Annotated in this window: 23 protein-coding genes; 5 read left to right on the top strand and 18 right to left on the bottom strand. The window is 75.9% G+C overall.

Going from position 1 to position 24,753, the window contains the following annotated elements; translation table 11 throughout:
- Nucleotides 1-24: 24 nt before the first annotated feature.
- The 7 genes from ACYVOF_RS10260 to ACYVOF_RS10230 form a co-directional block, all read right to left on the bottom strand.
- Nucleotides 25-1,056, bottom strand: a complete 1,032-nt coding sequence (locus ACYVOF_RS10260) for a 3-isopropylmalate dehydrogenase (protein ID WP_460866168.1) — start codon at nt 1,054-1,056, stop codon at nt 25-27.
- A 40-nt stretch (nt 1,057-1,096) separates the two neighbouring features.
- A complete protein-coding gene (serA, locus tag ACYVOF_RS10255; protein WP_460866166.1) occupies nt 1,097-2,692 on the bottom strand; it encodes a phosphoglycerate dehydrogenase in 1,596 nt (531 codons plus the stop codon).
- A 126-nt stretch (nt 2,693-2,818) separates the two neighbouring features.
- Nucleotides 2,819-3,994 carry a hypothetical protein gene (locus ACYVOF_RS10250; RefSeq protein WP_460866165.1) on the bottom strand — a complete coding sequence of 392 codons (1,176 nt, stop codon included), beginning with the start codon at nt 3,992-3,994 and terminating at the stop codon, nt 2,819-2,821.
- Between the two features lie 225 nt (nt 3,995-4,219).
- Entirely contained in the window at nt 4,220-5,488 is a 1,269-nt protein-coding gene (locus ACYVOF_RS10245; protein WP_460866163.1) for a hypothetical protein, read from the bottom strand.
- Between the two features lie 92 nt (nt 5,489-5,580).
- Entirely contained in the window at nt 5,581-6,594 is a 1,014-nt protein-coding gene (ilvC, locus tag ACYVOF_RS10240) for a ketol-acid reductoisomerase (RefSeq protein ID WP_460866162.1), read from the bottom strand.
- A gap of 86 nt (nt 6,595-6,680) precedes the next feature.
- A complete protein-coding gene (ilvN, locus tag ACYVOF_RS10235) occupies nt 6,681-7,181 on the bottom strand; it encodes an acetolactate synthase small subunit (RefSeq protein ID WP_460866160.1) in 501 nt (166 codons plus the stop codon).
- Complete coding sequence (locus ACYVOF_RS10230) at nt 7,178-9,106, bottom strand: acetolactate synthase large subunit (RefSeq protein ID WP_460866159.1); 1,929 nt, start codon at nt 9,104-9,106, stop codon at nt 7,178-7,180. Before ACYVOF_RS10230 ends, ilvN begins: the two co-directional genes overlap by 4 nt.
- 353 nt (nt 9,107-9,459) lie before the next feature.
- On the opposite strand from ACYVOF_RS10230, the gene ACYVOF_RS10225 reads away from it, so the two are divergent.
- Nucleotides 9,460-9,861, top strand: coding sequence for a PH domain-containing protein (locus tag ACYVOF_RS10225; RefSeq protein WP_460866157.1), 402 nt, complete (start codon nt 9,460-9,462; stop codon nt 9,859-9,861).
- 30 nt (nt 9,862-9,891) lie between these two features.
- Here the strand turns inward: ACYVOF_RS10225 and ACYVOF_RS10220 are convergent, their stop codons facing one another.
- Entirely contained in the window at nt 9,892-11,202 is a 1,311-nt protein-coding gene (locus tag ACYVOF_RS10220) for a DoxX family membrane protein (protein ID WP_460866155.1), read from the bottom strand.
- 93 nt (nt 11,203-11,295) lie between these two features.
- On the opposite strand from ACYVOF_RS10220, the gene ACYVOF_RS10215 reads away from it, so the two are divergent.
- Nucleotides 11,296-12,480 carry a PQQ-dependent sugar dehydrogenase gene (locus ACYVOF_RS10215; RefSeq protein WP_460866154.1) on the top strand — a complete coding sequence of 395 codons (1,185 nt, stop codon included), beginning with the start codon at nt 11,296-11,298 and terminating at the stop codon, nt 12,478-12,480.
- Nucleotides 12,481-12,747: 267 nt separating this feature from the next.
- Here the strand turns inward: ACYVOF_RS10215 and gatB are convergent, their stop codons facing one another.
- Entirely contained in the window at nt 12,748-14,268 is a 1,521-nt protein-coding gene (gene gatB / locus ACYVOF_RS10210) for an Asp-tRNA(Asn)/Glu-tRNA(Gln) amidotransferase subunit GatB (RefSeq protein WP_460866152.1), read from the bottom strand.
- A 103-nt stretch (nt 14,269-14,371) separates the two neighbouring features.
- Here gatB and ACYVOF_RS10205 point away from each other — a divergent pair, with 103 nt between their 5' ends.
- Entirely contained in the window at nt 14,372-14,827 is a 456-nt protein-coding gene (locus tag ACYVOF_RS10205) for a MaoC family dehydratase (protein ID WP_460866150.1), read from the top strand.
- Between the two features lie 13 nt (nt 14,828-14,840).
- Here the strand turns inward: ACYVOF_RS10205 and ACYVOF_RS10200 are convergent, their stop codons facing one another.
- The 5 genes from ACYVOF_RS10200 to ACYVOF_RS10180 form a co-directional block, all read right to left on the bottom strand.
- On the bottom strand, nt 14,841-15,020 hold the full coding sequence (locus ACYVOF_RS10200) for a PspC domain-containing protein (RefSeq protein ID WP_460866148.1): 180 nt from the start codon (nt 15,018-15,020) through the stop codon (nt 14,841-14,843).
- A gap of 59 nt (nt 15,021-15,079) precedes the next feature.
- Nucleotides 15,080-16,111, bottom strand: coding sequence for an ATP-dependent 6-phosphofructokinase (locus tag ACYVOF_RS10195; protein WP_460866146.1), 1,032 nt, complete (start codon nt 16,109-16,111; stop codon nt 15,080-15,082).
- A gap of 28 nt (nt 16,112-16,139) precedes the next feature.
- Nucleotides 16,140-17,618, bottom strand: a complete 1,479-nt coding sequence (gene gatA, locus ACYVOF_RS10190; RefSeq protein WP_460866208.1) for an Asp-tRNA(Asn)/Glu-tRNA(Gln) amidotransferase subunit GatA — start codon at nt 17,616-17,618, stop codon at nt 16,140-16,142.
- Nucleotides 17,619-17,632: 14 nt separating this feature from the next.
- Nucleotides 17,633-17,932 (bottom strand): Asp-tRNA(Asn)/Glu-tRNA(Gln) amidotransferase subunit GatC, encoded by a 300-nt coding sequence (gatC, locus tag ACYVOF_RS10185; protein WP_460866144.1) that lies wholly within the window; start codon nt 17,930-17,932, stop codon nt 17,633-17,635.
- 73 nt (nt 17,933-18,005) lie between these two features.
- Complete coding sequence (locus ACYVOF_RS10180; protein ID WP_460866143.1) at nt 18,006-18,605, bottom strand: antibiotic biosynthesis monooxygenase; 600 nt, start codon at nt 18,603-18,605, stop codon at nt 18,006-18,008.
- A 183-nt stretch (nt 18,606-18,788) separates the two neighbouring features.
- Here ACYVOF_RS10180 and ACYVOF_RS10175 point away from each other — a divergent pair, with 183 nt between their 5' ends.
- A complete protein-coding gene (locus ACYVOF_RS10175) occupies nt 18,789-19,439 on the top strand; it encodes an ACT domain-containing protein (RefSeq protein WP_460866141.1) in 651 nt (216 codons plus the stop codon).
- A 13-nt stretch (nt 19,440-19,452) separates the two neighbouring features.
- On the opposite strand, the gene ACYVOF_RS10170 is transcribed toward ACYVOF_RS10175, so the two are convergent.
- Genes ACYVOF_RS10170 through ACYVOF_RS10160 form a run of 3 tightly spaced genes read right to left on the bottom strand, consistent with a single transcriptional unit; the run spans nt 19,453 to nt 23,264 of the window.
- Nucleotides 19,453-19,947, bottom strand: a complete 495-nt coding sequence (locus ACYVOF_RS10170; RefSeq protein WP_460866138.1) for a GNAT family N-acetyltransferase — start codon at nt 19,945-19,947, stop codon at nt 19,453-19,455.
- Nucleotides 19,944-22,157, bottom strand: a complete 2,214-nt coding sequence (gene ligA, locus ACYVOF_RS10165) for an NAD-dependent DNA ligase LigA (RefSeq protein ID WP_460866135.1) — start codon at nt 22,155-22,157, stop codon at nt 19,944-19,946. Before ligA ends, ACYVOF_RS10170 begins: the two co-directional genes overlap by 4 nt.
- 45 nt (nt 22,158-22,202) lie before the next feature.
- Entirely contained in the window at nt 22,203-23,264 is a 1,062-nt protein-coding gene (locus ACYVOF_RS10160; RefSeq protein ID WP_460866133.1) for a uroporphyrinogen decarboxylase/cobalamine-independent methonine synthase family protein, read from the bottom strand.
- A 101-nt stretch (nt 23,265-23,365) separates the two neighbouring features.
- On the opposite strand from ACYVOF_RS10160, the gene ACYVOF_RS10155 reads away from it, so the two are divergent.
- Nucleotides 23,366-23,668 (top strand): putative quinol monooxygenase, encoded by a 303-nt coding sequence (locus tag ACYVOF_RS10155; RefSeq protein ID WP_460866131.1) that lies wholly within the window; start codon nt 23,366-23,368, stop codon nt 23,666-23,668.
- 7 nt (nt 23,669-23,675) lie between these two features.
- Here ACYVOF_RS10155 and mnmA read toward each other — a convergent pair whose 3' ends face one another.
- Entirely contained in the window at nt 23,676-24,746 is a 1,071-nt protein-coding gene (gene mnmA / locus ACYVOF_RS10150; RefSeq protein ID WP_460866128.1) for a tRNA 2-thiouridine(34) synthase MnmA, read from the bottom strand.
- Nucleotides 24,747-24,753 lie beyond the last annotated feature (7 nt).

Below are 24,753 nucleotides of genomic sequence, written 5' to 3'. Positions count from 1 at the left end.
GGCCGGGGCCCGGCCGCACCCCGCTCAGCCCGGCGCGACCGTGGAGACCAGCGCGGCCAGGCGGTCGCCGATCGCGACCGTCGAGCCGGGGCGGGCGTGGTCCCGGGTGGCGAGGTCGAACGACACCGCCGCCCCGACCCGCTTGGCCGCGTCGACCTCGCCGACGTGCTCGAGCAGCAGGGCCACCGAGAGCACGGCGGCGGTGGGGTCGGCGACGCCCTGCCCGGCGATGTCGGGCGCGCTGCCGTGGACCGGCTCGAACATGCTCGGGTTGGTGCGCGTCGCGTCGATGTTGCCGCTGGCGGCCAGGCCGATGCCCCCGGTGACCGCGGCCGCGAGGTCGGTGATGATGTCGCCGAACAGGTTGTCGGTGACGATGACGTCGTAGCGGCCCGGGTCGGTCAGTAGGTGGATGGTGGCCGAGTCGACGTGCTGGTAGGCGACGCGCACGTCGGGGTGCTCGAGGGAGACCTCGTCGACCACGCGCGACCACAGCGAGCCGGCGTGGGCGAGCACGTTCGTCTTGTGCAGCAGCGTCAGGTGCCCGCGCCGGCCGGCGGCCCGGACGAACGCGTCGCGGACCACCCGCTCGACCCCGAAGCGGGTGTTGAGGCTGACCTCGGTGGCCACCTCGTGCGGGGTGTCGCGGCGCAGCGCCCCGCCGTTGCCGACGTAGGGGCCCTCGGTGCCCTCCCGCACCACGACGACGTCGATCTCGCCGGGGTCGCGCAGCGGGCTGACGACGCCCGGGTAGAGCTTGGCGGGCCGCAGGTTGACGTGGTGGTCGAGCTCGAAGCGCAGCCGCAGCAGCAGGCCCCGCTCGAGGATGCCCGGCGGCACCGACGGGTCCCCCACCGCGCCGAGCAGGATCGCGTCGTGCGCGCGGACCTCGTCGAGCACCGACTCCGGCAGCAGCTCGCCGGTGGAGTGCCAGCGGGCCGCACCGAGGTCGTAGGACGTGGTCTCGACCCCGGTGGTCACCTCCCCGAGGACCTTGAGGGCCTCGGTGACGACCTCGGGTCCGATCCCGTCCCCGGGGACGACGGCGAGCTTCATGGCGTGACTTCCGTTCCGTGCTGCGGCGAGGGGGTCAGGGTCAGGACAGGTCGACGGTCTCGACGCGGCCGGCGTCGATGGTCTCGCCGACGCGGGCGCGCAGCGCGTCGTCGACCGAGCCCACCACGCGCAGCATCATGATCGCGCTGCGGCCCTCGACCGACTGGCTGATCTGGGCGGCCTCGATGTTGACCCCGGCCTCGCCGAGCACCGTGCCCACGCGCCCCATGACGCCGGGGCCGTCGGTGTAGGACGCGACCAGGTAGGTGCCCTCGGCGCGCAGGTCGAAGCTGCGGCCGTTGACGTTGACCACCTTCTGCACCAGCTGCGGCCCGGACAGGGTGCCGCCCACGGTGACCGAGGTGCCGTCGGGCAGCGCGGCGCGCAGGGTGACCAGGCTGCGGTGGTTGGGGCTCTCGGGCTCGCTGGAGGAGGTGACGGCCACGCCGCGCTCCTCGGCCAGCGCGGGGGCGTTGACGAAGGTGACCTGGTCCTCCACCACGGCGGCGAAGACCCCGCGCAGCGCGGCCAGGGACAGCACGTCGACCTGCTCGGCGGCGAGCTCGCCGCGGACCTCCACCGCGACGCTCGCGGGCAGCGCCCCGGCCAGGCTGGCCAGCAGGGTGCCCAGCTTGCGCACCAGCTCGAGCCAGGGCGCGACCTCCTCGGAGACCATGCCGCCCTGCACGTTGACCGCGTCGGGGACGAACTCCCCGGCCAGGGCGAGGCGGACGCTGCGGGCCACGTCGGTGCCCGCGCGGTCCTGCGCCTCGGCGGTGGACGCGGCGAGGTGCGGGGTGGCGACGACGTTGGGCAGGTCGAACAGCGGGCTGTCGGTGCACGGCTCGACGGCGTAGACGTCGAGACCCGCGGCGCGGACCTGGCCCGAGCCCAGCGCGTCGGCCAGCGCGGCCTCGTCGACCAGCCCGCCGCGGGCGGCGTTGACGATGATGACGCCGGGCTTGGTCCTCCCCAGCTGCTCGGCGCCGATGAGGCCCTTGGTCTCGGGGGTCTTCGGCAGGTGGATGGAGATCATGTCCGCGCGGGCGAGCAGGTCGTCGAGGCTGACGAGCTCGATGCCCAGCTGCGCCGCCCGGGCGGGCGAGACGTAGGGGTCGTAGGCGATGAGGGTGGTGCCGAAGGCGGCGATGCGCTGGGCGAACAGCTGCCCGATGCGGCCCAGCCCCACCACGCCCACGGTCTTCCCGCCGATCTCCACGCCGGAGAAGCTGCCGCGCTTCCAGGTGTGGGCCGCGAGCGTGGCGTGGGCGGCGGGGATCTGCCGGGCCGCGGCGAGCAGCAGGGCCACGGCGTGCTCGGCGGCGGAGACGATGTTCGACGTCGGGGCGTTGACGACGAGCACGCCGCGCGCGGTGGCCGCGGGCACCTCGACGTTGTCGAGCCCGACGCCGGCGCGGGCGACGACCTTGAGCCGGGTGGTCGCGGCGAGGACCTCGGCGTCGACCTGGGTGGCGGAGCGCACCAGCAGGGCGTCGGCGTCGGCGACGGCCGCGAGCAGGGCCGGACGGTCGGTGCCGTCGACCTGGCGGACCTCGACCCCCTCCCCCAGGGCCTCGATGACCGAGGGCGCGAGCTTCTCGGCGAGGAGGACGACGGGACGGCTGGGCTGGCTCACGTGAGTGCACTCCTGGGACGGCAGCGGACGACGTTGGTGGCGAACGCCTGGAACCCTACTGGCCGCGGGCGGGTCACCCACGCGTCCGGGCGAGGACGGTGGGCGGGCCCGGTGGGCGGGCACCGGTCAGCGCGCGAGGCCGCCCGCGCGCAGGCCGGCCCCGAACCCCGCCGGGTCCAGCCCGTCGCGCCGCGACGCCAGGTCGTCGCCGCTGAACCAGGTCAGCCCGGTCATCCCCAGCTCGGCCACCCGGTCCGTGCTCGTGGCCAGCGCCGCGGCACCGCCACCGCCGGTGTTCTCCCCGGCCAGGGGCAGGCCCGCGTCGGCGGTGAGGCGCGCGAGGTACCGGCCGGGCGAGGCGGCCGTGTCGGTGGTGCCCCGCTCCGGCCCGTCGAGCCAGGTCGTGCACACGACCACCGGCAGCCCCGTCGCGGCCATCGCCGCCACCTGACCCTCCCAGTCCAGGCCCTGGCTGACCAGGTCGTTGCGCTCGGGGGCGGTCGTCCCGCGCAGGCCCGCCGCCGCGGCGGCGTCGGCCATGCCGGGCCGGAGCCCGAACGAGGGCAGCAGCACCTGCAGCTCCGTCCCCGGCCAGCCCGCGGCCGTCCGCCCGAGGAGCCAGTCCTGGTACCCGGTGAGGCTGTCGAAGTAGTACTGCAGCCAGCGCCGGGCGTCCTCGGTGGTGCCGCGGCCCGGCTTCCACCCGGGCAGGGGTGCGCCCGCCTGGGCGGCGTCGTCGAACCCCCACAGCGAGCCCGTCGAGCCGTCGAACGAGGAGACGGGGTAGCGCAGCTCGCCGGAGAGCAGGCCGCCGACCCGGACGGCGACCACGTCCCCGGGGCCGACCACGCCGGCCAGCCGCGCCAGGTAGTCGGCCTCGGCGTCGCGCACCGCGGGGTTGAACACGGCGTTGGGGACGTCCTCGGAGAGCCGGCCGTGCCACTCGTGGCCGTCCTGGTCGACGAAGCGGGTCTGCCCCGGCAGCGTGAACACCCAGGCGGGCGGGTACTGCAGGCCCGGGTCGAGCACCACCTGCAGGCCGGCCAGGCGCAGCGCGGCCAGCCGGGTGCGCACCCGCTCGGCCGCCGCGGGGTCGACCGTGCCGCGCACGGGCTCCAGCACGTCCCACCCGACCCCCAGGACCACCCGGTCGACGCCCTGCTCGCGCAGCGCCGCCGGGTCGACCGAGCCGGTGCCGAGCACGGACACCCACGGCCGGCCCGCGGCACCGGGCTCGGCGTGGTCGGCGCTCGGCGAGACCAGGCCCAGGGTCAGCAGCGCGAGCACCAGCAGCGCCGGCACCGGGTGGTGCAGCCCACGCCGGCCCGGGACGGGGGTGCTCAGCGGGCGGCGGGGGACGGGGCGGCGGGGGACGGGGCGGCGGGGGACGGGGCGGCGGGGGACGGGGCGGTGCCGTGGCGCACGGGTGCCTCCCCCGCTCGGTGTGCGCCGGGCGGTCGCACGAGTGCCCCCCACGCTACCGACGGGTGCGCCGCGGGCCGGCCGCCGCCGGACCCGCCGCCGGCCTCAGCCCCCGGGCCCCGCGACGGCGGCCGAGGGGGCCCGCGCCGCCAGCCCGGTCGCGAGCACGGCGAGGTCGAGGCCGGCCCGACCGGCGGCCAGGTCGGCCCCGCCGAGCCACAGCACCCCGGCGAGGTGCAGGTCAGCGGCCTGGTCGAGGCACCGGGCCAACGCGGCGGCGCCCCCGCCCCCGGTGTTCTCCCCGGACAGCCCGAGCCCCCGCGCGGACGCGAGCCCGGCCAGGTAGCGGACCGGCGCCTCCCCCGACACCCCGGTCCCGAAGTCCGGGGAGTCGAGCCACGTGGTGTGCAGCGTCACGGGCAGCCGCGTGCGCGCCGCGGCGTCGGCCTGCCCGACCCAGTCCAGGCCCTGGCTGAGCAGGTCGTTCACCTCCGGGGCCGTCGTGCCGACGAGGCCGCCCGCGACGGCGGTGTCGACCATCCCGGGGCGCAGGCCGAACGACGGCATCATCAATGCCAGCCCCGCACCGGGGAACGCGGCCCCGGCGGTGGTGAGCAGGGCGGTCCCGTAGCCGGTCAGGCTGTCCAGGTAGTACTGCACCCAGCGGCGGGCGTCGTCGGCCGAGCCGGTGCCCGGCCGCCAGCCCGGCACGGGTGACCCCGCGGCGGCCGCGGGGTCGAAGCCCCACAGCGAGCCGACGTGACCGCCGTAGCGGTTCAGCGGGTAGCGCAGCTCGCCGGAGAGCAGACCTCCCACCCGCACCCCGACGAACGACGACGACCCGAGCTGGGTGGCGATCTCGGCGAGGTAGCGCTGCTGCGCGGCCCGCACCGCGGGGTTGAACACCCCGTTGGCCACGTCCTGCGAGGACGCGCCGTGGAACACGTCGCCGAACTGGTTGACGAAGCGCGTCTGGCCGGGCAGGTCGAAGACCCAGGACGGGGGGTACTGCAGGCCCGGCTCGAGGACCACGTCGAGGCCCGCCTCCCGGTAGCGGGCCAGGCGCGTGCGCAGGCCGGCCACGTACCCGGGCGACACCGAGCCGGGCGAGGGCTCGAAGGCGTCCCACCCGACGGTCAGGCTCACCCGGGTGATGCCGTCGCGGCGCAGCGTGACGGGGTCGAGCGGGTCCGGGCCGAGCACGCCGAACCAGGCGGCCGCGGCGGCGGTGGGCGGGGGCGTGGTCGTCGTGGGCGGCGGGACCGGGGTGGGACCCACGGGCGCCGTGGGGCTCAGGTGGGCGAAGAACGCCACGAGGAGGGCGAGCAGGGCGGCGAAGAGGGCCTGGAGCGGCGCGAGGAGCACCGCGTCCATGCTCGTCGCGCGTCACCCGGGAGGGATCCCCCCGACGGAGTGACCTGTAGTGATCAACACTGACTCTCGGTCACCGCGCCGGGGGGACCCGCTCAGGCGGTCTCGGTGATCGGCCGGTCGACCCAGGACATGAGGTCGCGCAGCTTCTTGCCGGTGACCTCGACGGGGTGCTCGGCGTTCTGCCGGCGCAGCCCCTCGAGCTCGGTGTTCCCGTTCTCCACGTTGGCCACGAGCCGGCGGGTGAACTCCCCGGACTGGATGTCGGCCAGCACGTCCTTCATGCGCTGCTTGGTGCCGGCGTCGATGATCCGCGGGCCCGAGAGGTAGCCCCCGAACTCGGCGGTGTCGGAGACGGAGTAGTTCATCCGCGCGATGCCGCCCTCGTACATGAGGTCGACGATGAGCTTGAGCTCGTGCAGCACCTCGAAGTAGGCCATCTCCGGGGCGTAGCCGGCCTCGACCATGACGTCGAACCCGGTCTTGACGAGCTCCTCGGTGCCGCCGCAGAGCACGGCCTGCTCGCCGAACAGGTCGGTCTCGGTCTCCTCCTTGAAGGTGGTGCCGATGGTGCCCGCGCGGGTGCCGCCGATGGCCTTGGCGTAGCTCAGCGCCAGCGCCTGGCCCTGGCCGGTGGGGTCCTGGTCCACGGCGATGAGGCAGGGCACGCCCTTGCCGTCGACGAACTGCCGGCGCACCAGGTGGCCCGGGCCCTTGGGGGCGACCATGGCGACGGTGATGTCCGCGGCCGGGTTGACCAGGTCGAAGTGGATGTTGAGGCCGTGGCCGAAGAACAGCGCGTCGCCCTCGCCCAGGTGCGGCTCGAGGTCCTCGGTGAAGATCCGCGCCTGCGCGGTGTCGGGGGCCAGCAGCATGACGACGTCGGCCCACTCGGCGGCCTCGGCCGGGGTGAGGACCGTCAGGCCCTGCTCCTCGGCCTTCGCGCGCGACCTCGAGCCCTCCTTGAGGCCGATGCGCACGTCGACGCCGGAGTCGCGCAGGCTCAGCGAGTGGGCGTGGCCCTGGCTGCCGTAGCCGATGACCGCGACCTTGCGACCCTGGATGATCGACAGGTCGGCATCGTCGTCGTAGAAGATCTCGACGCTCACGGTGGTGCTTCCTTTCCTCGGGGACTCAACGGGAGAACTGCTGCGCGACGGCGCGTCTGGGCGCGTGGCGGTGCTGGTGGGCCCCGCTAGCGCGTGGCGGTGATGGACTTCGGGCCGCGCCCCAGGGCGACGACGCCGGACTGCACGATCTCGCGGACGCCGAACGGCTCGAGCACCCGCAGCATGGCCTCGAGCTTGGGCCGGGTGCCGGTGGCCTCGATGGTGACCGCGTCGACGGAGACGTCGATGACGTGGGCCCGGAACAGCGAGACGGCCTCGAGGACCTGGCCGCGGGTGGTCGCGTCGGCCCGGATCTTGACCAGCATCAGCTCGCGGGCCACCGCGTGCTCCGGGTCCTGCTCGACGATCTTGATGACGTTGACCAGCTTGTTCAGCTGCTTGGTCACCTGCTCGAGGGGGAAGTCCTCCACCGAGACGACGATCGTCATGCGGGACACGTCGGGCACCTCGGTGGCGCCGACGGCCAGCGAGGTGATGTTGAACCCGCGCCGGGAGAACAGGCTCGAGACGCGCGCGAGCACACCGGGCTTGTCCTCGACGAGCACGCTGAGGGTGTGGCTGCTCATGCCGGACCCCCCTGCTGCGCCGTGCCCTGGGCCTTCTCGGTGACCGCGGCGACGTCGGTCAGGCTGGTGTCGTCGGTCTGGGTCATCTCGTCGCCGTCGAACAGGGGGCGGATGTTGCGGGCGGCCATGATCTCGTCGTTGCCGGTGCCCGCGGCCACCATCGGCCACACCTGCGCGTCCGCGCCCACCACGAAGTCGATGACGACGGGGCGGTCGGTGATCGCCCGGGCCTGCGCGATGACGTCGTCGACGTCCTCCTCGCGCTCGCACCGCAGCCCGACGCAGCCCAGGGCCTCGGCCAGCAGCAGGAAGTCCGGGATGCGGCGGTTGGTCGCCGTCTCGTGCGTGGACAGGCCGGTGTTGGAGTAGCGCTGCTCGTAGAACAGCGTCTGCCACTGCCGGACCATGCCCAGGTTGCCGTTGTTGATGACGGCGACCTTGATGGGCACGCCCTCGATGGCGCAGGTGGCCAGCTCCTGGTTGGTCATCTGGAAGCAGCCGTCGCCGTCGATGGCCCACACCTCGGTGTCCGGCTTGCCCATCTTGGCGCCCATGGCCGCGGGCACGGCGTAGCCCATCGTCCCGAGGCCGCCCGAGTTCAGCCAGGTGCGCGGCTTCTCGTAGGAGACGAACTGCGCGGCCCACATCTGGTGCTGGCCGACGCCGGCGCAGTAGATCGCGTCCGGTCCGGCGACCTGCCCGATGCGCTGGATGACGTACTCCGGGGAGAGCGCGCCGTCCTCGGGGCGGTCGTAGCCCAGCGGGTAGGTCGCGCGGATGCCGTCGAGCTGCTCGCGCCACGGCGCCAGCTCGGTGACCCCACCGGTGGCCAGCTCGTTGCGCACGGCCTCCAGCAGCTCGGTGATGACCTCGCGGCAGTCCCCCACGATGGGGACGTCGGCGGCCCGGTTCTTGCCGATCTCCGCGGGGTCGATGTCGGCGTGGACGACCTTGGCGCCCGGTGCGAAGCTCGACAGGGCCCCGGTGACGCGGTCGTCGAAGCGGGCCCCGAGCGCGATGAGCAGGTCCGAGCGCTGCATGGCGGCGACGGCGGCCACCGTGCCGTGCATGCCGGGCATCCCGAGGTTGAGCGGGTGGCTGTCGGGGAAGGCGCCGCGGGCCATGAGGGTGGTGACGACGGGGATCCCGGTCAGCTCGGCCAGCTCGAGCAGCTCGGCGCTGGCCTCGGCCTTGATGACCCCGCCGCCGACGTAGAGCACGGGCCGGCGCGCCGCGGCGATGAGCCGGGCCGCCTCGCGGACCTGCTTGCCGTGGGGCTTGGTGATGGGCCGGTAGCCGGGCAGCCGCATCTCCGGCGGCCAGGTGAAGACGGTGTCGGCCTGCAGCACGTCCTTGGGGATGTCGACCAGGACGGCGCCGGGGCGACCGGTCGAGGCCAGGTGGAACGCCTCGGCGATGGTGCGGGGGATGTCCGCGCCGTCGGTGACGAGGAAGTTGTGCTTGGTGATCGGCATCGTGATGCCGGAGATGTCGGCCTCCTGGAAGCCGTCGGTGCCGATGAGCGGCCGCCCGACCTGGCCGGTGATGGCGACCAGCGGGACCGAGTCCATCTGCGCGTCGGCGATCGGGGTCACCAGGTTGGTGGCGCCGGGGCCCGAGGTGGCCATGCAGACGCCGACCTTGCCGGTGGCCTGGGCGTAGCCGGTGGCGGCGTGCCCCGCGCCCTGCTCGTGGCGGACCAGCACGTGACGCACCCGGGTGGAGTCCAGCAGCGGGTCGTAGGCGGGCAGGATCGCCCCGCCCGGGATGCCGAACACCAGCTCGGCCCCCACCTCCTCCAGCGAGCGGACGAGCGACTGCGCACCCGTGACGTGCTCGGGGGCGGCGGCCCGCGCCGGGGCGGTGGGGCGGGCGGCGGCCCGGGGGGCCGGGCCGGGCTGGGATCGTGCGGTCGGTGCGCTCACGTCAGTTCCTCTGGATCGACGACGCCGGTGTCGGGTGGTGCGGGTGGGTCGGCTGCCGGGCGGGACGGTGGTGCGGGGCGGTGCGGTGGTCGGTGCCGGGCCCCGGACGCAGAAAACCCCCGCCGCTGATCCTGGGGGATCCGCTGACGAGGGTGCGCGTCGGGGTCTGAGGAGGGGTGGGGCTCGGCTCAGGCGACGACGCGCCGGCCGATTACGAGAACCCTGGTCTTCCTCACGGCGCCGACGGTAGGCCGCGGCCACCCGGGGCGTCAAACCAGCGGGACCGGCGTCCCACCCGCTGGGACGGGCGGTCGTGCCGGGTGGCGCGGGCGCACCGGTGCGACCATGACCGGGTGACCGAACCGGACGCCCCGCAGGCCGTCGTGCTGCGCATCTCCCCGCTCGCGCTGCTGGCCGTGCTGTTCACCCTGCTCGCCGCGTTCCCGCTGCTGCTGGCACCCCCCGGCCCGTGGAGCGTGCTGCTCGTCGTGCCCCTGCTGGCGGGGGTCTGGGTGCTGCGGGTCCGCACCACCGTCAGCGAGGCTGGGCTGGCCGTCCGCTCGGCCGTGGGGCACCGGCACCTGGGGTGGGACGAGGTGCGCGGCATCCGGTTCCGCGACCGCGGCTGGGGCCGCGCGGTGCTGGCCGGGGACGAGGAGGTCACCCTGCCCGCGGTGCGCCTGCCGGACCTGCCGGTGCTGGCCGCCGCGAGCGGCGGGCGGCTGCCCGACCCCGCCGCGGCGCGGGAGGGCTGAACCAGGAGGCCCGAGCCGGGCCGGGACCGCTCAGGCGAAGGGGTTGGCGCCGTTGAGCAGGAACCACACGGCCACCCCGGCGCCGGCCCCGACGAGCACGGCCAGCAGCCCGTCCCAGGTGGGTCGGGTGGCCCACCGGCGCCGGGCGTCGAGCGCGCCGCGGCCCGGTCCGGCGAGCGCGACCGCGACGGCCGCCGCCAGCAGCACGAGCTCCAGCTCGGCCCCGCCCTGGGCGGAGAAGATCTGGAGCTGCCCCGGGGTGGCCGCCTCGCGGAAGAACCAGGTGTTGACGAGCACCCCGATGGCCGCGGCCGCCGCCAGCGGGGTGAGCAGCCCCAGGATCAGCAGCGCGCCGGCGCCGATCTCGCTGATCGCCCCGACGTAGGCCAGCACGCCCGCCTGGCGGTACCCGCCGTCGGTGAGCAGCTGGGTGTAGCCGTCGATGCCGGAGCCGCCGAACAGGCCCGGGAGCTTCTGCAGGCCGTGGCCGAGCAGGTCGGCGCCCAGGGCCACGCGCAGGACCAGCAGCCCCAGGTCGCCGGTGCCGCGCCGGACCTTCGGCTCGGCGCGGTCGTCCACCGCGGCCGCGGCGGCCGGGTCGTGCGGGCCCCGGGCGTCGGGGTCGTCGTGGTCGGCTCCCGCCCCGGCCCGGACCTGCTCGTCGTGGTCCGCGGTGTCGAGCCGGCTGGTCGTCGGGTCGTCCCCCGACCCCAGCGCGGTGGTGGGCGTGGCGTCCGAGCTGCCGGCGGTGTCGCCGCGACGCTGCTGCGACCACGCGGTGGCCCCCACCCCCGCGGCCGCCCCGGCGGCCGCGGCCCCGGTGCCCGACCGGTGGCCCCCGTCCTGCGCGGGCAGCGTCGTGGTCGCCTCGTCGTCCGCGGTGCCGGCGTCGCGGGTGGTCGAGCCGGTGGTCGGGTCGGTGGCGTCGGTGGTCGACCCGGTGGCCGCGCCGCTGCGGGCGGTCGGCTCCTCGCCGGGCATGCTCTCGTGCGCGCCGAGCACCCGCCGGGGCGCCGCGCGGCCGGGGATCCCGACCCCGCCGGGGACCGACCGCGCCGGATGGCGGGTCCCGTCGCCGCCGCGCTCCGCACCGGCTGCGCCGCCGGTCGCGCCGTCCGACGTGCCGGCCTCGCCGGCCGTGCCCACGGCGGGGAGCTGCTCGGTGGCCGGGTCGTCCGTGGCCTCCCGGGTGGTCACCCGGTCCCCGCCGGAGCCGGCCGGCGACGAGCCCGCCCGCGACGCCCCGGCCCGGGCCCCCGCCGAGGTCCCGCCGGTGCCGTCGCTCCCGTCGGTGCTGGTCGCGGTGGTGTCGTCGGTGCTGCGCCCGCTGGTCTCGGCCATTGCCCGACCCTAACCGAGCACCCCCGTGCGCCCGGTCCGCCGCGCGGCAGGCTTCACGCCGGGGCCACCCGTCCGCGGCTAGCCTGCACAGCCGTGGACGACCAGCGCGGACGGGGCCGCCGGTCGTGGACCCTCGGGGTGACCGGCCTGCTGCTCAGCGCCGCGCTCACGGTCTCCGGCTGCGCCCGCTTCGCCGACGTCCCCGCCGACGGGTTCCGCGACGCGCCCCCGCTCGGCGCCGGCCCCGAGCCGACCCCGCAGCTGCCCGACCAGCCGCAGCCCGGCACGTCCACCCCCGGCAGCAGCGGCCCGCCCGCGCCACCCGCGCCCTGCCAGGACCCCGACCCGGCCGTGGTCGCGACGTGCCTGGGGACGACCTCCGGCGTGGCGGTGCTCCCCGGCGGGCAGGCGGCCCTGGTCGGCGAGCGGCGCACCGGGCGCGTCCTGCAGGTCGCGCCGCAGCAGACATCCCAGGAGGTGCTCAGCACCCCGGTCGACGGGTCCGGGGACGGGGGGCTGCTTGACCTCGCACTCTCCCCCACCTACGCCGAGGACCGGCTGGTCTACGCCCTCGTGACCACCCCGGCCGACACCCGCGTGGTGCGGCTGGCGCCGGGCGACACCGCGAAGCCGATCCTCACCGGGATCCCCCGCGGCGGGTCCGGCAACACCGGGTCCCTCGCGTTCGACCAGGCCGGCGAGCTGCTCGTGGTCACCGGGGACGCCGGCAACCCCGCCGCGGCGGCGGACCCGGCCGCGCTGGGCGGCAAGCTGCTGCGGGTCACCGCGGCCGGCGCCCCGGCCGCGGGCAACCCCACCCCGGGCTCGGCGGTGCTGGACACCCTGGGTGGGACGGCGGCCGGGGTCTGCACCGACGCGGCGACCGGCACCGCGTGGGTCACCGACCGGGCGCCCGGCGAGGACCGGTTGCGGGCCGTCGTCGACGGCCGCCTCGGCCCGCCGGTGTGGACGTGGCCCGACCGGCCCGGGGCGGCCGGTTGCGCCGCGGTCGGCGGCCGGGTGGCCGTCGCGCTGACCGGGGGTCAGTCGGTGTTCGTGCTGACCACCGGCGAGGGGCTCGCCGTGCAGGGCCAGCCCGCCACCCTCGCCCAGGGCGCCTACGGCCGGCTCTCCGGCGCCGACGCCGCCCCGGACGGCACCGTGTGGGTGGGCACCGTCAACACCGCGGGCGACCCGGGGGCCACCCCGGGACCGACCGACGACCGCGTCGTCCGGATCCAGCCGCCGGCGGGTGGTGGGGGCGGGTCACCGGACTAGCGTCACCGGACCTGCGTGGCCCCGCCGACGGGACGTCTCGACCCATCGGATCGACGCTGGGGGGTCGTCCTCCGGTCCAGGCGCGGAGGAGTGGGCCGGGACGTCCCCCAGGGGTCACCGGACTAGCGTCACCGGTCCTGCGCGGCCCCGCCGACGGGACGTCCGCAGCCATCCGATCAGCGCTGGGGTGTCGTCCTCCGGTCCAGGCGCGGAGGAGTGGGCCGGGACGTCCCCCAGGGGTCACCGGCCCGGGGGTCCGGGTACGGCTCAGGCGCAGGCGGCGAGGACGAGCTCCTTGACGCGGCCGGCGTCGGCCTGGCCGCGGGTCGCCTTCATGACCGCCCCGACGATGGCCCCGGCCGCCGCGACCTTGCCGCCCCGGATCTTGTCCGCCACCGCCGGGTTCGCGGCCAGCGCCTCGTCGACCGCGGCCTGCAGCGCGGAGTCGTCGCTGACCACGGCCAGCCCCCGGGCGGTGACGACCTCGTCGGGCTCGCCCTCCCCGGCCAGCACGCCGTCGACGACCTGCCGGGCGAGCTTGTTGTTCAGCGACCCGTCCGCCACCAGCGCCACCACCCGCGCAACCTGCACGGGGGTGATCGGCAGCTCGGCCAGGGCCACGCCGCGGGTGTTGGCCTGCTGCGAGAGGTAGGACACCCACCACGACCGGGCCGCGTCGGCGGGGGCGCCGGCCGCCACCGTCGCGGCCACGAGGTCCAGCGCACCGGCGTTGCGCAGGTCGCGCATCTCCTCGTCGCTGACGCCCCAGTCGGCCTGGACCCGGGCACGGCGCTCCCAGGGCAGCTCGGGCAGGCCCGCGCGGAGCTCCTCCACCCACGCCGGGTCGGGGGCGACGGGGCTCAGGTCGGGCTCCGGGAAGTACCGGTAGTCCTCCGCGGTCTCCTTCTTCCGGCCCGCCGCGGTGGTGCCGTCGGCCTCCTGGAAGTGCCGCGTCTCCTGCACCACCTCGCCGCCGGCCAGCAGCACCGCGGCCTGGCGGCGCATCTCGTGGCGCACGGCCACCTCGACGCTGCGCAGGCTGTTGACGTTCTTGGTCTCGGTGCGGGTGCCCAGCACCGGCGACCCCGTCGGGGTCAGCGAGACGTTCGCGTCGCAGCGCAGCGAGCCCTGGTCCATCCGCACGTCGGAGACCCCGAGGGACTCCAGCAGGTCGCGCAGCGCGGTGACGTAGGCGCGGGCCAACTCGGGCGCGCGCGCCCCGGCCCCGTGGATGGTGCGGGTGACGATCTCCACCAGCGGCACCCCGGCGCGGTTGTAGTCCAGCAGCGAGTGGCTCGCCCCGTGGATGCGTCCGGTGGCCCCGCCGACGTGCAGCGACTTTCCGGTGTCCTCCTCCATGTGGGCGCGCTCGATCTCCACCCGCCACGTGGTGCCGTCGTCGAGGAGGACGTCGAGGTGGCCGTCGGTGGCGATGGGCTCGTCGTACTGCGAGGTCTGGAAGTTCTTTGGCTGGTCCGGGTAAAAGTAGTTCTTCCGCGCGAACCGGCCGTGCGGGGTGATGGAGCAGTTCAGCGCCAGCCCGATGCGGATCGCGGACTCGACCGCGGTCGCGTTGACCACCGGCAGCGCGCCGGGCAGGCCGAGGCACACCGGGCACACCTGGGTGTTGGGCTCCGCGCCGAACCCGGTGGGGCAGCCGCAGAACATCTTCGTCGCGGTGCCCAGCTCGACGTGGACCTCCATGCCCAGCACGGGGTCGAACTGCGCGACGACGTCGTCGTAGTCGACGAGGTCGGCCGGGCCGCGGTGCAGGCTGGGTGCGCTCATGGGTCCCATCCTAGGAGCGCGGCGCACCGCCGACCGCGGGCAGGCGCGTGCGACGATCCGGGCAGCGGCCGGTCCGGTCGTGCACCCCTCGAGGAGGACACCCGTGCGCACCTTCAGCAGCGCCCAGCAGTGGCTCGACGCCCAGGGCGAGACCCTCGGCTCCAGCGACTGGACCGAGATCACCCAGGAGATGGTCAACACGTTCGCGGACGCGACCGGCGACCACCAGTGGATCCACGTCGACGTCGAGCGCGCCAAGGCCGAGAGCCCGTTCGGCGGACCCATCGCCCACGGCTACCTGACTCTGTCGCTGGTGCCGATGCTCTCGTGGCAGGTGTTCTCCAGCGAGGGCGCGAAGATGGGCGTCAACTACGGCACCAACAAGGTCCGCTTCCCCAGCCCCGTGCCCGTCGGCTCCCGGGTGCGCTCCACCCTGGTGCTGACGGAGGCCACGATGGTGGGTGAGGCCGTGCAGACCGTCGTCACCTCGACCATCGAGATCGAGGGCGGGTCGAAGCCCGCGTGCGTCGCGGAGACCGTGAGCCGGGTCTACTACTAGCAGGCGCGGCGGCTCAGGCCTGGGGCATGACCAGCCACAGCACGAGGTAGAGGACGAACTGCGGCCCGGGCAGCAGGCACGACACGACGAACACCGCCCGCACCGTGGTCGCGCTGAGCCCGTAGCGCTGGGCGATGCCCGCGCACACCCCGGCCAGCATCTTGCCGTTCCTCGCCCGCACCAGCTGCGCCACGTGTGCTCCCTGCTCGTCGTCCCCCGGGGTCAGCCCCGGGGGACCCGACCGTACCGGCGTCAGCCGAAGAACGCCTCGGCCTCGGCGAGGCGGGCCTCGGGCACGCGCTTGAGCTGGCGGACGGCGTCGGCCAGCGGCACCAGGTCGATGTCGGTGCCGTGCAGCGCGACCATGTTCCCGGTCCTGCCCTCGTGCGCGGCCAGGGTCGCGTGGTACCCGAACCGGGTGGCCAGCACGCGGTCGTGGGGGGTGGGGGTGCCGCCGCGCTGGACGTGGCCGAGCACCGTGGTGCGCACCTCCTTGCCGATGCGCCGCTCGATCTCGTGGCCGAGCTGCTGGGCGACGCCGGTGAAGCGGCGGTGGCCGAACTCGTCGATGCCGCCGTCCCGGATCTCCATCGAGCCGGCCTGCGGCGTCGCCCCCTCGGCGACCACGGCGATGAAGTGGGAGTAGCCCTCGTGGAACCGGGCCTTGACCCGCTCGCAGACCGCGGCGACGTCGAAGGGCTCCTCCGGCACCAGGGTCATGTGCGCGCCCGTGGCCATGCCCGCCTGCACGGCGATCCAGCCGGCGTGCCGGCCCATGACCTCGACGAGCAGCACCCGCTGGTGGGACTCCGCGGTGGTGTGCAGCCGGTCGATGGCGTCACTGGCGATGGACAGGGCGGTGTCGAAGCCGAACGTGACGTCGGTGCAGTCGATGTCGTTGTCGATGGTCTTGGGCACCCCCACCACCGGCACCCCGGACTCGCTGAGCCAGTGCGCCGCGGTGAGCGTGCCCTCGCCGCCGATGGGGATGAGGACGTCGATCCCGTTCTTGTCCAACGTCTCCCGCACGTCGTCGAGGCCCGCGCGCAGCTTGTCCGGGTTGACCCGGGCCGAGCCGAGGATGGTGCCGCCGCGGGTCAGGATGCGGTCGATCGCGTCGTCGTCGCGCAGCTGGATCTTGCGGTCCTCCAGCAGGCCCCGCCAGCCGTCCTGGAACCCGACGACCCGGCTGCCGTGGCGCACCGCCGCGGTCCGGACGACCGAGCGGATGACGGCGTTGAGGCCGGGGCAGTCGCCCCCACCGGTGAGCACTCCGATGCGCATGGCAGGCCTTCCTGGGACGGGCAGGGGGTCAGAGCGGGGGCGGGGTGGGCGCCGGGCCGCGGGCGGTCTCGTAGGCCGCCCCGACCCGGTAGAGCCGGTCGTCCGCGAGCGGCGGGGCCATGAGCTGCAGGCCGACCGGCAGCCCGTCGTCCGCGGAGAGCCCGCTGGGCAGCGACATCGCGCACGCCCCGGCCAGGTTGGTCGGGATGGTGGCGAGGTCCTGCAGGTACATGGCCAGCGGGTCGTCGACCTTGTCCCCCAGCGCGAACGCGGTCGTCGGGGTGGTCGGCGAGACGAGCACGTCGGCGCTCTCGTAGGCCGCCGCGAAGTCCCGGGTGATCAGGGTGCGCACCTTCTGGGCCTGGCCGTAGAAGGCGTCGTAGTAGCCGGCGGAGAGCGCGTAGGTGCCGAGCATGATGCGGCGCTTGACCTCCGGGCCGAAGCCGGCCTCCCGGGTCAGGGCCATGACCTCCTCGGCCGAGTGCTCACCGTCGTCGGACACGCGCAGGCCGTAGCGCATCGCGTCGAACCGGGCCAGGTTGGACGACACCTCGCTGGGCAGGATGAGGTAGTAGGCGGCGATCGCGTGGGTGAAGTGCGGGCAGCTCACCTCGACGACGTCCGCGCCCAGGCCGCGCAGCTGCTCGACCGCCGCCTCGAAGGAGGCGAGCACGCCTGGGGCGTAGGCGTCGCCGGCGAGCTCGCGGACCACCCCGACCCGCACCCCGCTGAGGTCCCCGCGGGCGCCCTCGCGGGCCGCGGCGACGACGTCGGGCACGGGCTGGTCCACCGAGGTGGAGTCGCGGGGGTCGTGCCCGGCGACGACCTGGTGCAGCAGGGCGGTGTCGAGCACGGTCCGCCCGCAGGGTCCGCCCTGGTCCAGCGAGGACGCGCAGGCGATGAGGCCGTAGCGCGAGACCGTGCCGTAGGTCGGCTTGACCCCGACCGTGCCGGTGAGCGCGGCGGGCTGGCGGATGGAGCCGCCGGTGTCGGTGCCGATGGCCAGCGGCGCCTGGAAGGCGGCGAGCGCCGCGGCCGAGCCGCCGCCGGAGCCGCCGGGGATCCGGTCGAGGTCCCAGGGGTTGTGGGTGGGGCCGTAGGCGGAGTTCTCCGTCGAGCTGCCCATGGCGAACTCGTCCATGTTGGTCTTGCCCAGGACGGGGATGCCGGCGGCGTGCAGCGCGAGGGTGACGGTGGCGTCGTAGGGCGAGACCCAGCCCTCGAGGATCCGCGAGCCGCAGGTGGTGGGCATGTCGGTGGTGACGAAGACGTCCTTGAGAGCCAGCGGCACCCCGGCCAGCGCGGACGCGGGCTCCGCGCCGCCGTCGAGGGCGGCGTCGGTGGCGGCGGCCGCGGCCAGCGCCCCGTCGGCGTCGACGTGCAGGAACGCGTGCACCCGGCCGTCGACGGCGTCGATGCGGTCGAGGTGGGCACGGGTGACCTCGACGGAGCTCACCTCGCGGCGGTGCACCAGCCCGGCCAGCTCGGCGGCGCTGGCCGTGGTCAGGTCGGTCGCGGCGGTCACTGCTCCTCGCCCAGGATCTGCGGGACGCGGAAGCGGCCCTGCTCGGCGGCCGGGGCGCCGGAGAGCGCCTGGTCCTGGTCGAGGCCGGGGATGACGACGTCGGGGCGCACCACGTTGGTCAGCGGCACGGCGTGCGAGGTGGGCGGCACGTCGTCCGCCGCGACCTCGGAGACGGTGGCGACGTGCTCCAGGATCTTTTCGAGCTGCCCGGCGAAGGCGTCGAGCTCGTCGTCGGTGACGGCGAGCCGGGCGAGGCGGGCGAGGTGGGCCACCTCGTCGCGGGTGATGGCGGGCACGGTGCTGGGGTCTCCCCTGGCTCGGTGGGTGGGCGGTGCCGCCCGGAGGGGCGCACGCAGGCGTCGGCCGAGCCTATCGGGCGCCGCGCCCCGGCGACCCCGCTCGCCCGCCGGCCAGCCAGCCCCCGACCAGCCGGGTCACCAGCGGGAGCACGACGTAGACCATGACCGGGGTGGTGACGACCGTCGTCACCAGCGTGCGCAGCACGACGTCGAGGCCGGACAGGTGCGGCGCGACGACGACCGCGAGCACGAGGCTGATGGGGAAGAAGCCGAGCCAGATCGTCACGGCTTGCTTCCACCGCGGCGGCGGGGTGACCGCCGCGACGGGCGACTCGGGCGCACCGGCCCCGTGGGGCGCGAACCAGCCCTCCACCCCGGAGAGCCGGTGCCAGGCCGCGTCGAGGGCGGTGCCGGTGCCCCGCTCGACCCAGGCGGTGCGCTCGGGGGAGTCGAGCCAGCGCTGCAGGCTGGCGTCGTCGGCGAAGCGGTGGACGACGTGCCACTCCTCGTCGTCGGTGCCCGAGCGCAGCCAGCCGGCGCCGAGGAACCCGGGGTGGCGCCGGACCACGGCCATGCCCTCGTCGGCCCAGGCCCGGAACTCCGACTCACGACCGTCGACGACGCGCCGGACGACGGCGGTGGTCACGGGGTCGCCCGTCGCGGTGCTCACCCGTCCCATGGTGTGGGAGCACCGGCCCCGCACGCGAGGGGGTGTGCACGGTGTCACTGCGCGGCGTCACCAACCGGTGTGCAGGGTGTCACTTGCGCGGTGCCGCGGTCGTGCCACCGCGGGGTGCGAGGATCCTCGGCGACGGCGGGCACCGGTCCGGCGCACGACGGTGGGGGTGGGCACGTGTCGTTCCTGCTCCGCGTGCAGGTGCCCGACCAGCCGGGGAGCCTCGGCGCGCTGGCCACCGCGCTCGGTGCCGCCGGTGCGGACATCCTCTCCGTCGACGTGGTCGAGCGCGGCGGCGACCACGCCACCGACGACCTGGTGGTCGACCTGCCGCGCGGTGCCCCCGCCGACACCCTCATCACCGCGGCGGAGGTGCTGCCCGGGGTGCGGGTGGTCTCGGTGCGGCCCTACACCGGGGTGCTCGACACCCACGGCGAGCTGGCCCTGGTCGACCACGTCGCCGCGACGATCGGCGACCGGCTGCAGGTCCTCGTCGACGGGATCCCCCGGGTGCTGCGGGTGGGGTGGGCGACCGTGGTCGACGCCGGCCCGCGGGGCGCGTACCGCGTGGTGGGCAGCCCGGCCGCCCCGGAGACCCGTGCCGTGGGGGTGCCGTGGCTGCCGCTGACCGGGCCGCTCGCGCTGGACCCGCAGGCGGAGTGGGTGCCGGCGGCGTGGCGCGAGCGCGACACCGCCCTGGCCGCCGCACCGCTGGGCGAGCGCGGGTCGGCGCTGCTGCTCGGCCGCCCCGGCGGCCCGGAGTTCCGGCCCTCGGAGGTCGCACGCCTCGGCCACCTGGCGGGCATCGTCGCTACCGTCCTGCGCTGACCGGCCCCGGGGCCTAGAGCGACCGGGCCATCACCTGCAGCGGCACGCCGTCGGCCGTGGTGCGGTCCCGGGCGGAGACCCGGACGAAGCCCAGCCGGGCCAGCAGCGCCCGGCCCTCGACCATGGGCGGGGTGGTGGCGACCACCGCGCCGGTCAGGCCGAGCTCGATGCCGTGGGCCAGCACCGTGCGCACCAGCGCCTCCCCCACCCCGTGCCCGCGCGCGCTCGTCAGCACCGCGACCGCGCCGAGCTCGACCTCGGTGGGCCCGGCCACCCCGGCCAGCGGGGTCCCGGGCAGGCACACCGTGACCGTCCCCACCACCTCGCCGTCGACGACGGCGACCAGCACCGTGCCCGTCGCCGCCCGGTCCCGGGCGGGCCCGAGCTCGCCGGCGACGACGTCGGCGGCGTCGACGTCCCCGCCGAGACCCGCCGCGGACTCGCGCAGCACCCCGTCGGCGCGGTCGAGCTCGTCGCCCTCCGCGGGCCGCACGTCCACCCAGCTCACGACGGGACCTCCTCGACCGGGTCGGCGGACGCCCCGTCCTGCGCAGGCCCCGGCTCCGCCTCCGGCTCGGGGGTGGGGGGCACCTGGGCGAGCGGCGCCGCCGCCTCCGGACCCTGCTCGAGCAGGACGGTGAAGCCCGCCCCGTCGAGCACCGGCACCCCGAGCGCCAGCGCCTTGTCGTGCTTCGAGCCGGGGTTCTCCCCCACCACCACGAACGACGTCTTCTTCGACACCGACCCGGCCGCCTTCCCGCCGCGGGCGAGGATGGCCTCCTTCGCCTCGTCGCGGGAGTACTCGGTGAGCGAGCCGGTCACCACCACGGAGTGCCCCTCGAGGAAGCGGGGCACGGAGGCGTCGCGCTCGTCGACCGTGCGCACCCCCGCGGCCCGCCACTTCGCCACCAGCTCCCGGTGCCAGTCGACCGAGAACCACTCGACCACCGCGGCGGCGATCGTCGGGCCGACCCCGTCGACGTCGGCCAGCTCCTGCTCCGACGCGGCCTCGATGCGGTCGAGGGAGGCGAACTCCCGCGCCAGCAGCCGGGCGGCGGTGGGCCCGACGTGGCGGATCGACAGCCCCACCAGCACCCGCCACAGCGGCCGGTCCTTGGCGGCGTCGAGGTTGGCCAGCAGCCGCCGCCCGTTCGCGCTCAGCGCCCCCGCCTTGGTCCGGAACAGCTCGGTGCGCAGCAGGTCGTCCTCGGTCAGGGAGAACACGTCGCCCTCGTCGGTGATCACCCCGGACCGCAGCAGCTCGGTCGCGGCCTCGTAGCCGAGCACCTCGATGTCGAAGGCGCCGCGGCCGGCGACGTGGAAGACGCGCTCCCGGAGCTGGGCGGGGCAGCTGCGGGAGTTGGGGCAGCGCAGGTCGGCGTCGCCCTCCTTGGCCGGGGCCAGGGTGGTGCCGCACTCCGGGCACTCGGTGGGCATGACGAACGCCCGCTCGGTGCCGTCCCGGGCGTCGACCACCGGGCCGAGGATCTCGGGGATGACGTCACCCGCCTTGCGGATGGTGACGGTGTCGCCGATGAGCACGCCCTTGCGGACGACCTCGCTGGCGTTGTGCAGCGTGGCCAGCGACACGGTCGACCCGGCGACGAGGACGGGGTCCATGAACCCGAACGGGGTGACCCGCCCGGTGCGGCCGACGTTGACCCGGATGTCGCGCAGCCGGGTGGTGGCCTCCTCCGGCGGGTACTTGTAGGCGATGGCCCAGCGCGGCGCGCGGGAGGTGGACCCGAGCCGGCGCTGGTCGGAGACGGCGTCGACCTTGACGACGAGCCCGTCGATCTCGTGCTCGGGGTCGTGGCGGTGCTCGCCCCAGTGCGTGATCCGCTCCAGCACGGCGTCGATGCCGCGGACCCGCTCGGTGTACCGCGACACGGGCAGCCCCCACGCCGCCAGCGCCGCGTAGGCCTGCGACTGCTCCGTCGGGTCGAACCCGGTGCGCCGGCCGAGCCCGTGGCAGATCATCCCGAGGCGCCGCGACGCGGTGACGGCCGGGTTCTTCTGCCGCAGCGAGCCCGCCGCGGAGTTGCGGGGGTTGGCGAAGGGTGGCTTGCCCGCCTCGACGAGCGACGCGTTGAGCGCGGCGAAGTCGACGAGGCGGAAGAACACCTCGCCCCGCACCTCGAGCAGCTCGGGGACCGGGTGCTCGTCGGTGCCGGTGAGGACCTCGGGGACGTCGGCGATGGTGCGGGCGTTGAGCGTCACGTCCTCCCCCGTGCGCCCGTCGCCCCGGGTGGCGGCCCGCACCAGCCGGCCCCGCTCGTAGACCAGGTTCAGCGCCACGCCGTCGATCTTCAGCTCGCACACGTAGTCGACCTGGTGGCCCACCTCGGCGACGACGCGGTCGTCCCAGGCGCGCATCTCCTCGGGGTCGAAGGCGTTGTCCAGGCTCAGCATCCGCTCGAGGTGGTCGACGGCGGTGAACTCGGTGGCGAAGCCGCCGCCCACCAGCTGGGTCGGCGAGTCGGGGGTGCGCAGCTCGGGGTGGGCCTCCTCCAGGGCGGTCAGCTCGCCGAGCAGGGCGTCGAACTCGCCGTCGGAGACGACCGGGGCGTCGCGCACGTAGTACCGGAACTGGTGGCCGCGGACCTCCTCGGCCAGCGCCGCCCACCGCTCCCGGGTCGCGGCGTCGGCGGGCGTCGCCCCCGGGGCGGGGTCCTCCTGCGGGACGTCCCCCGGCGTGGTCTCGGTCGAGTCGGTCACCCGGTGGAGGCTACCGAGCACCCCCGACCCCCGCGGGGTCGCCGATCAGTCCCGCGCCCACGCCTCCGGCGGCTCCGCCAGTGCCCGGCCCAGCTCCACGGTCAGCCCGAGCGCGCGCCGCGCCCACTCCTGGCTCGCCCCGGCCAGGCCGCACCCCGGGCTGACCCACTGCCGGGCCAGCACGGCGCGGTCGATGCCGAGGCCGTCGAGCAGCCGCAGCGCCGGGGCGGCCAGCTCGGCGAGGCCCGGCGGGGCGGTCGGGGCCAGCGGGGGGACGAGGCCGAGCACCAGCGCGGTGCCGGCCTCCAGCGCCTCGCCCACCCCGTCGAGCTCCGCGGCCGCGAGGGTGCGCCCGGTGGTGAGGTCCAGGCCCACCGCGGCGGCGCCCGCGGCCCGCAGCAGCCCCAGCGGCACCGGCCCGGCGCAGCTGTGCACGGCCACGCTCGCCCCCGCGGCGGTGGCGGCGTCGACGACGGTGCGCAGCACCTCGACCACGCGCCCGTCGGGGACCGCCCCCACGTTCCCCATCCCCGTGACGGTGGGCACGGTGCCGTCGAGCACCGCCCGCAGCCCGGGCTCGTCGAGCTGCAGCACCACCGGCGCCCCCACCCGGCGGGCGACCTCGGCGACGTGGCCGGCGACCCCCTCGGCGAGCGACGCCGCGAGCTCGCGGACGGCACCGGGGTCGGTGAGCACCCGGTGCCCGGTGCGCAGCTCCACGGCCGCCGCCAGCGTCCACGGCCCGGCCGCCTGCACCTTGACGGCGGGCGGGGTGTGGCCGCCGCGCTCCAGCGCCTCCTCGAGCGCGTCGAGGTCCTCCCGCAGCAGGGCGTGCGCCCGGCGGCCGTCGCGCCCGGGCCGCTCCGCGGTGCGCCACCCCGAGGCCACCACCTCCAGCGGCAGGTCGACCAGCAGCGCGCCGGCCCGGCCCACCAGGTCCGCCCCCACCCCGCGGGCGGGCAGCTCCACCAGGTGCGGCAGCGCCCCCAGCTCACCGGTGACGACCGTGGCGGCGGCGAGCGCGTCCACCCCCGGCCAGGAGCCCACCGCGGTGGGCAGCGCGGTCCCCGCCTCGGGCACGGGCGGGGCGGTGCTCTCGGCGGCCATGGCGCGTGTCTACCCCGCCCCTGGCCCCGCGGGGGGCGGCGGGGCAGGCTCAGCGGTGCGGGCCGTCACCGACGACGGCCCCCTGACCCCCGGGAGCACCCGTGATCGTCGTCATCGCCGAGGCCACCACCAAGCCCGAGAAGGCGGACGAGGTGGCGGGCCTGCTCGCCACCACGGCCGCCTCGTCCCGCGGCGACGAGGGCTGCCTGTCCTACTCGTTCCTCCGCGACGTCGAGGACCCGACCCGCTTCTGCTCGATCGAGACGTGGGAGTCCAAGGCCCACCTCGACGCGCACATGGGCCAGGCGCACACCCAGCAGCTGCTGGGCGCGCTGCCCGACATGGTGACCGCGCCCCCGGTCATCACGGTGCACGAGGTGTCGGCCAGCACGCCCTACGGCTGAGCCGGGCTCAGCCGCGGGTGGCGGCGATCGTGGCGCTGCCGAGCACGACGTCGCCGCCCGGGTCCTCGGCGTAGAACGCCACCGTCTGCCCGGGGGCGACGCCGCGCAGCGGCTCGGCCAGCACCACCTCGACCGACCCGTCCGCCACGGCGACGGTGGCCGGGGCGAGCCCGCCGTGGGCGCGCACCTGCACCACGCACGGCCCCGCGGGGGCACCGCCGGTCCACACCGGGTCGCGTGCGGTCAGCCCGCGCACGTCGAGGTCCTCGGCGGCACCGACGGTCACCGTCGCGGTGGCCACGTCGATGCCGGTGACGTAGCGCGGGCGCCCGTCCGCGGCGGGCGCGTCGACCCCGAGGCCCTTGCGCTGCCCGACGGTGAAGCCGTGCACCCCGGCGTGCTCGGCGAGGGCGACCCCGGTGCGGCCGTCCACGACCGGTCCGGGGCGCACCCCGATGCGCCCGCCGAGGAACGCCCGGGTGTCGCCGGAGGGGATGAAGCAGATGTCGTGGCTGTCGGGCTTGTCCGCCACCGCGAGCCCCCGGGCGGCCGCCTCCGCCCGCACCGCGGACTTCGGGGTGTCACCGAGGGGGAACAGGGCCCGGGCCAGCTGGTCGGGCCGCAGCACGGCCAGCACGTAGGACTGGTCCTTGCCCGCGTCGACCGCGCGCCGCAGCACCCCGTCGGCCAGCCGGGCGTAGTGCCCGGTGGCGACGGCGTCGAAGCCGAGGGCGGCCGCGCGGTCGGCCAGGGCGGCGAACTTGATCTGCTGGTTGCACCGCACGCACGGGTTCGGGGTCTCCCCCGCGGCGTAGGCGGCGACGAAGTCGTCCACCACGTCGGCGGCGAAGCGCTCGGCGAAGTCCCACACGTAGAACGGGATGCCGAGGGTGTCGGCGGCCCGCCGGGCGTCCCCGGCGTCCTCCTTCGAGCAGCAGCCCCGCGAGCCGGTGCGCAGCGTGCCCGGTGCGGTGGACAGGGCCAGGTGCACGCCGGTGACGTCGTGGCCGGCGTCGACGGCGCGGGCGGCCGCCACGGCCGAGTCCACCCCACCGCTCATCGCCGCCAGCACCCGCACAGCGGGC

The sequence above is a fragment of the Rhodococcus aerolatus genome (assembly GCF_054783215.1).
The sequence above is the reverse complement of the archived record's forward strand: the minus strand, read 5'-3'. Positions and strand labels throughout refer to the sequence as shown.

Excerpts from the sequence above, each read along its gene's own strand:
- ACYVOF_RS10260 (WP_460866168.1), bottom strand. The coding sequence starts at position 1,056 with ATGAAGCTCGCCGTCGTCCCCGGGGACGGGATCGGACCCGAGGTCGTC.
- ACYVOF_RS10245 (WP_460866163.1), bottom strand. The coding sequence starts at position 5,488 with ATGGACGCGGTGCTCCTCGCGCCGCTCCAGGCCCTCTTCGCCGCCCTG.
- ilvN (WP_460866160.1), bottom strand. The coding sequence starts at position 7,181 with ATGAGCAGCCACACCCTCAGCGTGCTCGTCGAGGACAAGCCCGGTGTG.
- ACYVOF_RS10220 (WP_460866155.1), bottom strand. The coding sequence starts at position 11,202 with ATGGCCGAGACCAGCGGGCGCAGCACCGACGACACCACCGCGACCAGC.
- gatB (WP_460866152.1), bottom strand. The coding sequence starts at position 14,268 with ATGAGCGCACCCAGCCTGCACCGCGGCCCGGCCGACCTCGTCGACTAC.
- ACYVOF_RS10195 (WP_460866146.1), bottom strand. The coding sequence starts at position 16,111 with ATGCGCATCGGAGTGCTCACCGGTGGGGGCGACTGCCCCGGCCTCAAC.
- ACYVOF_RS10160 (WP_460866133.1), bottom strand. The coding sequence starts at position 23,264 with ATGGCCGCCGAGAGCACCGCCCCGCCCGTGCCCGAGGCGGGGACCGCG.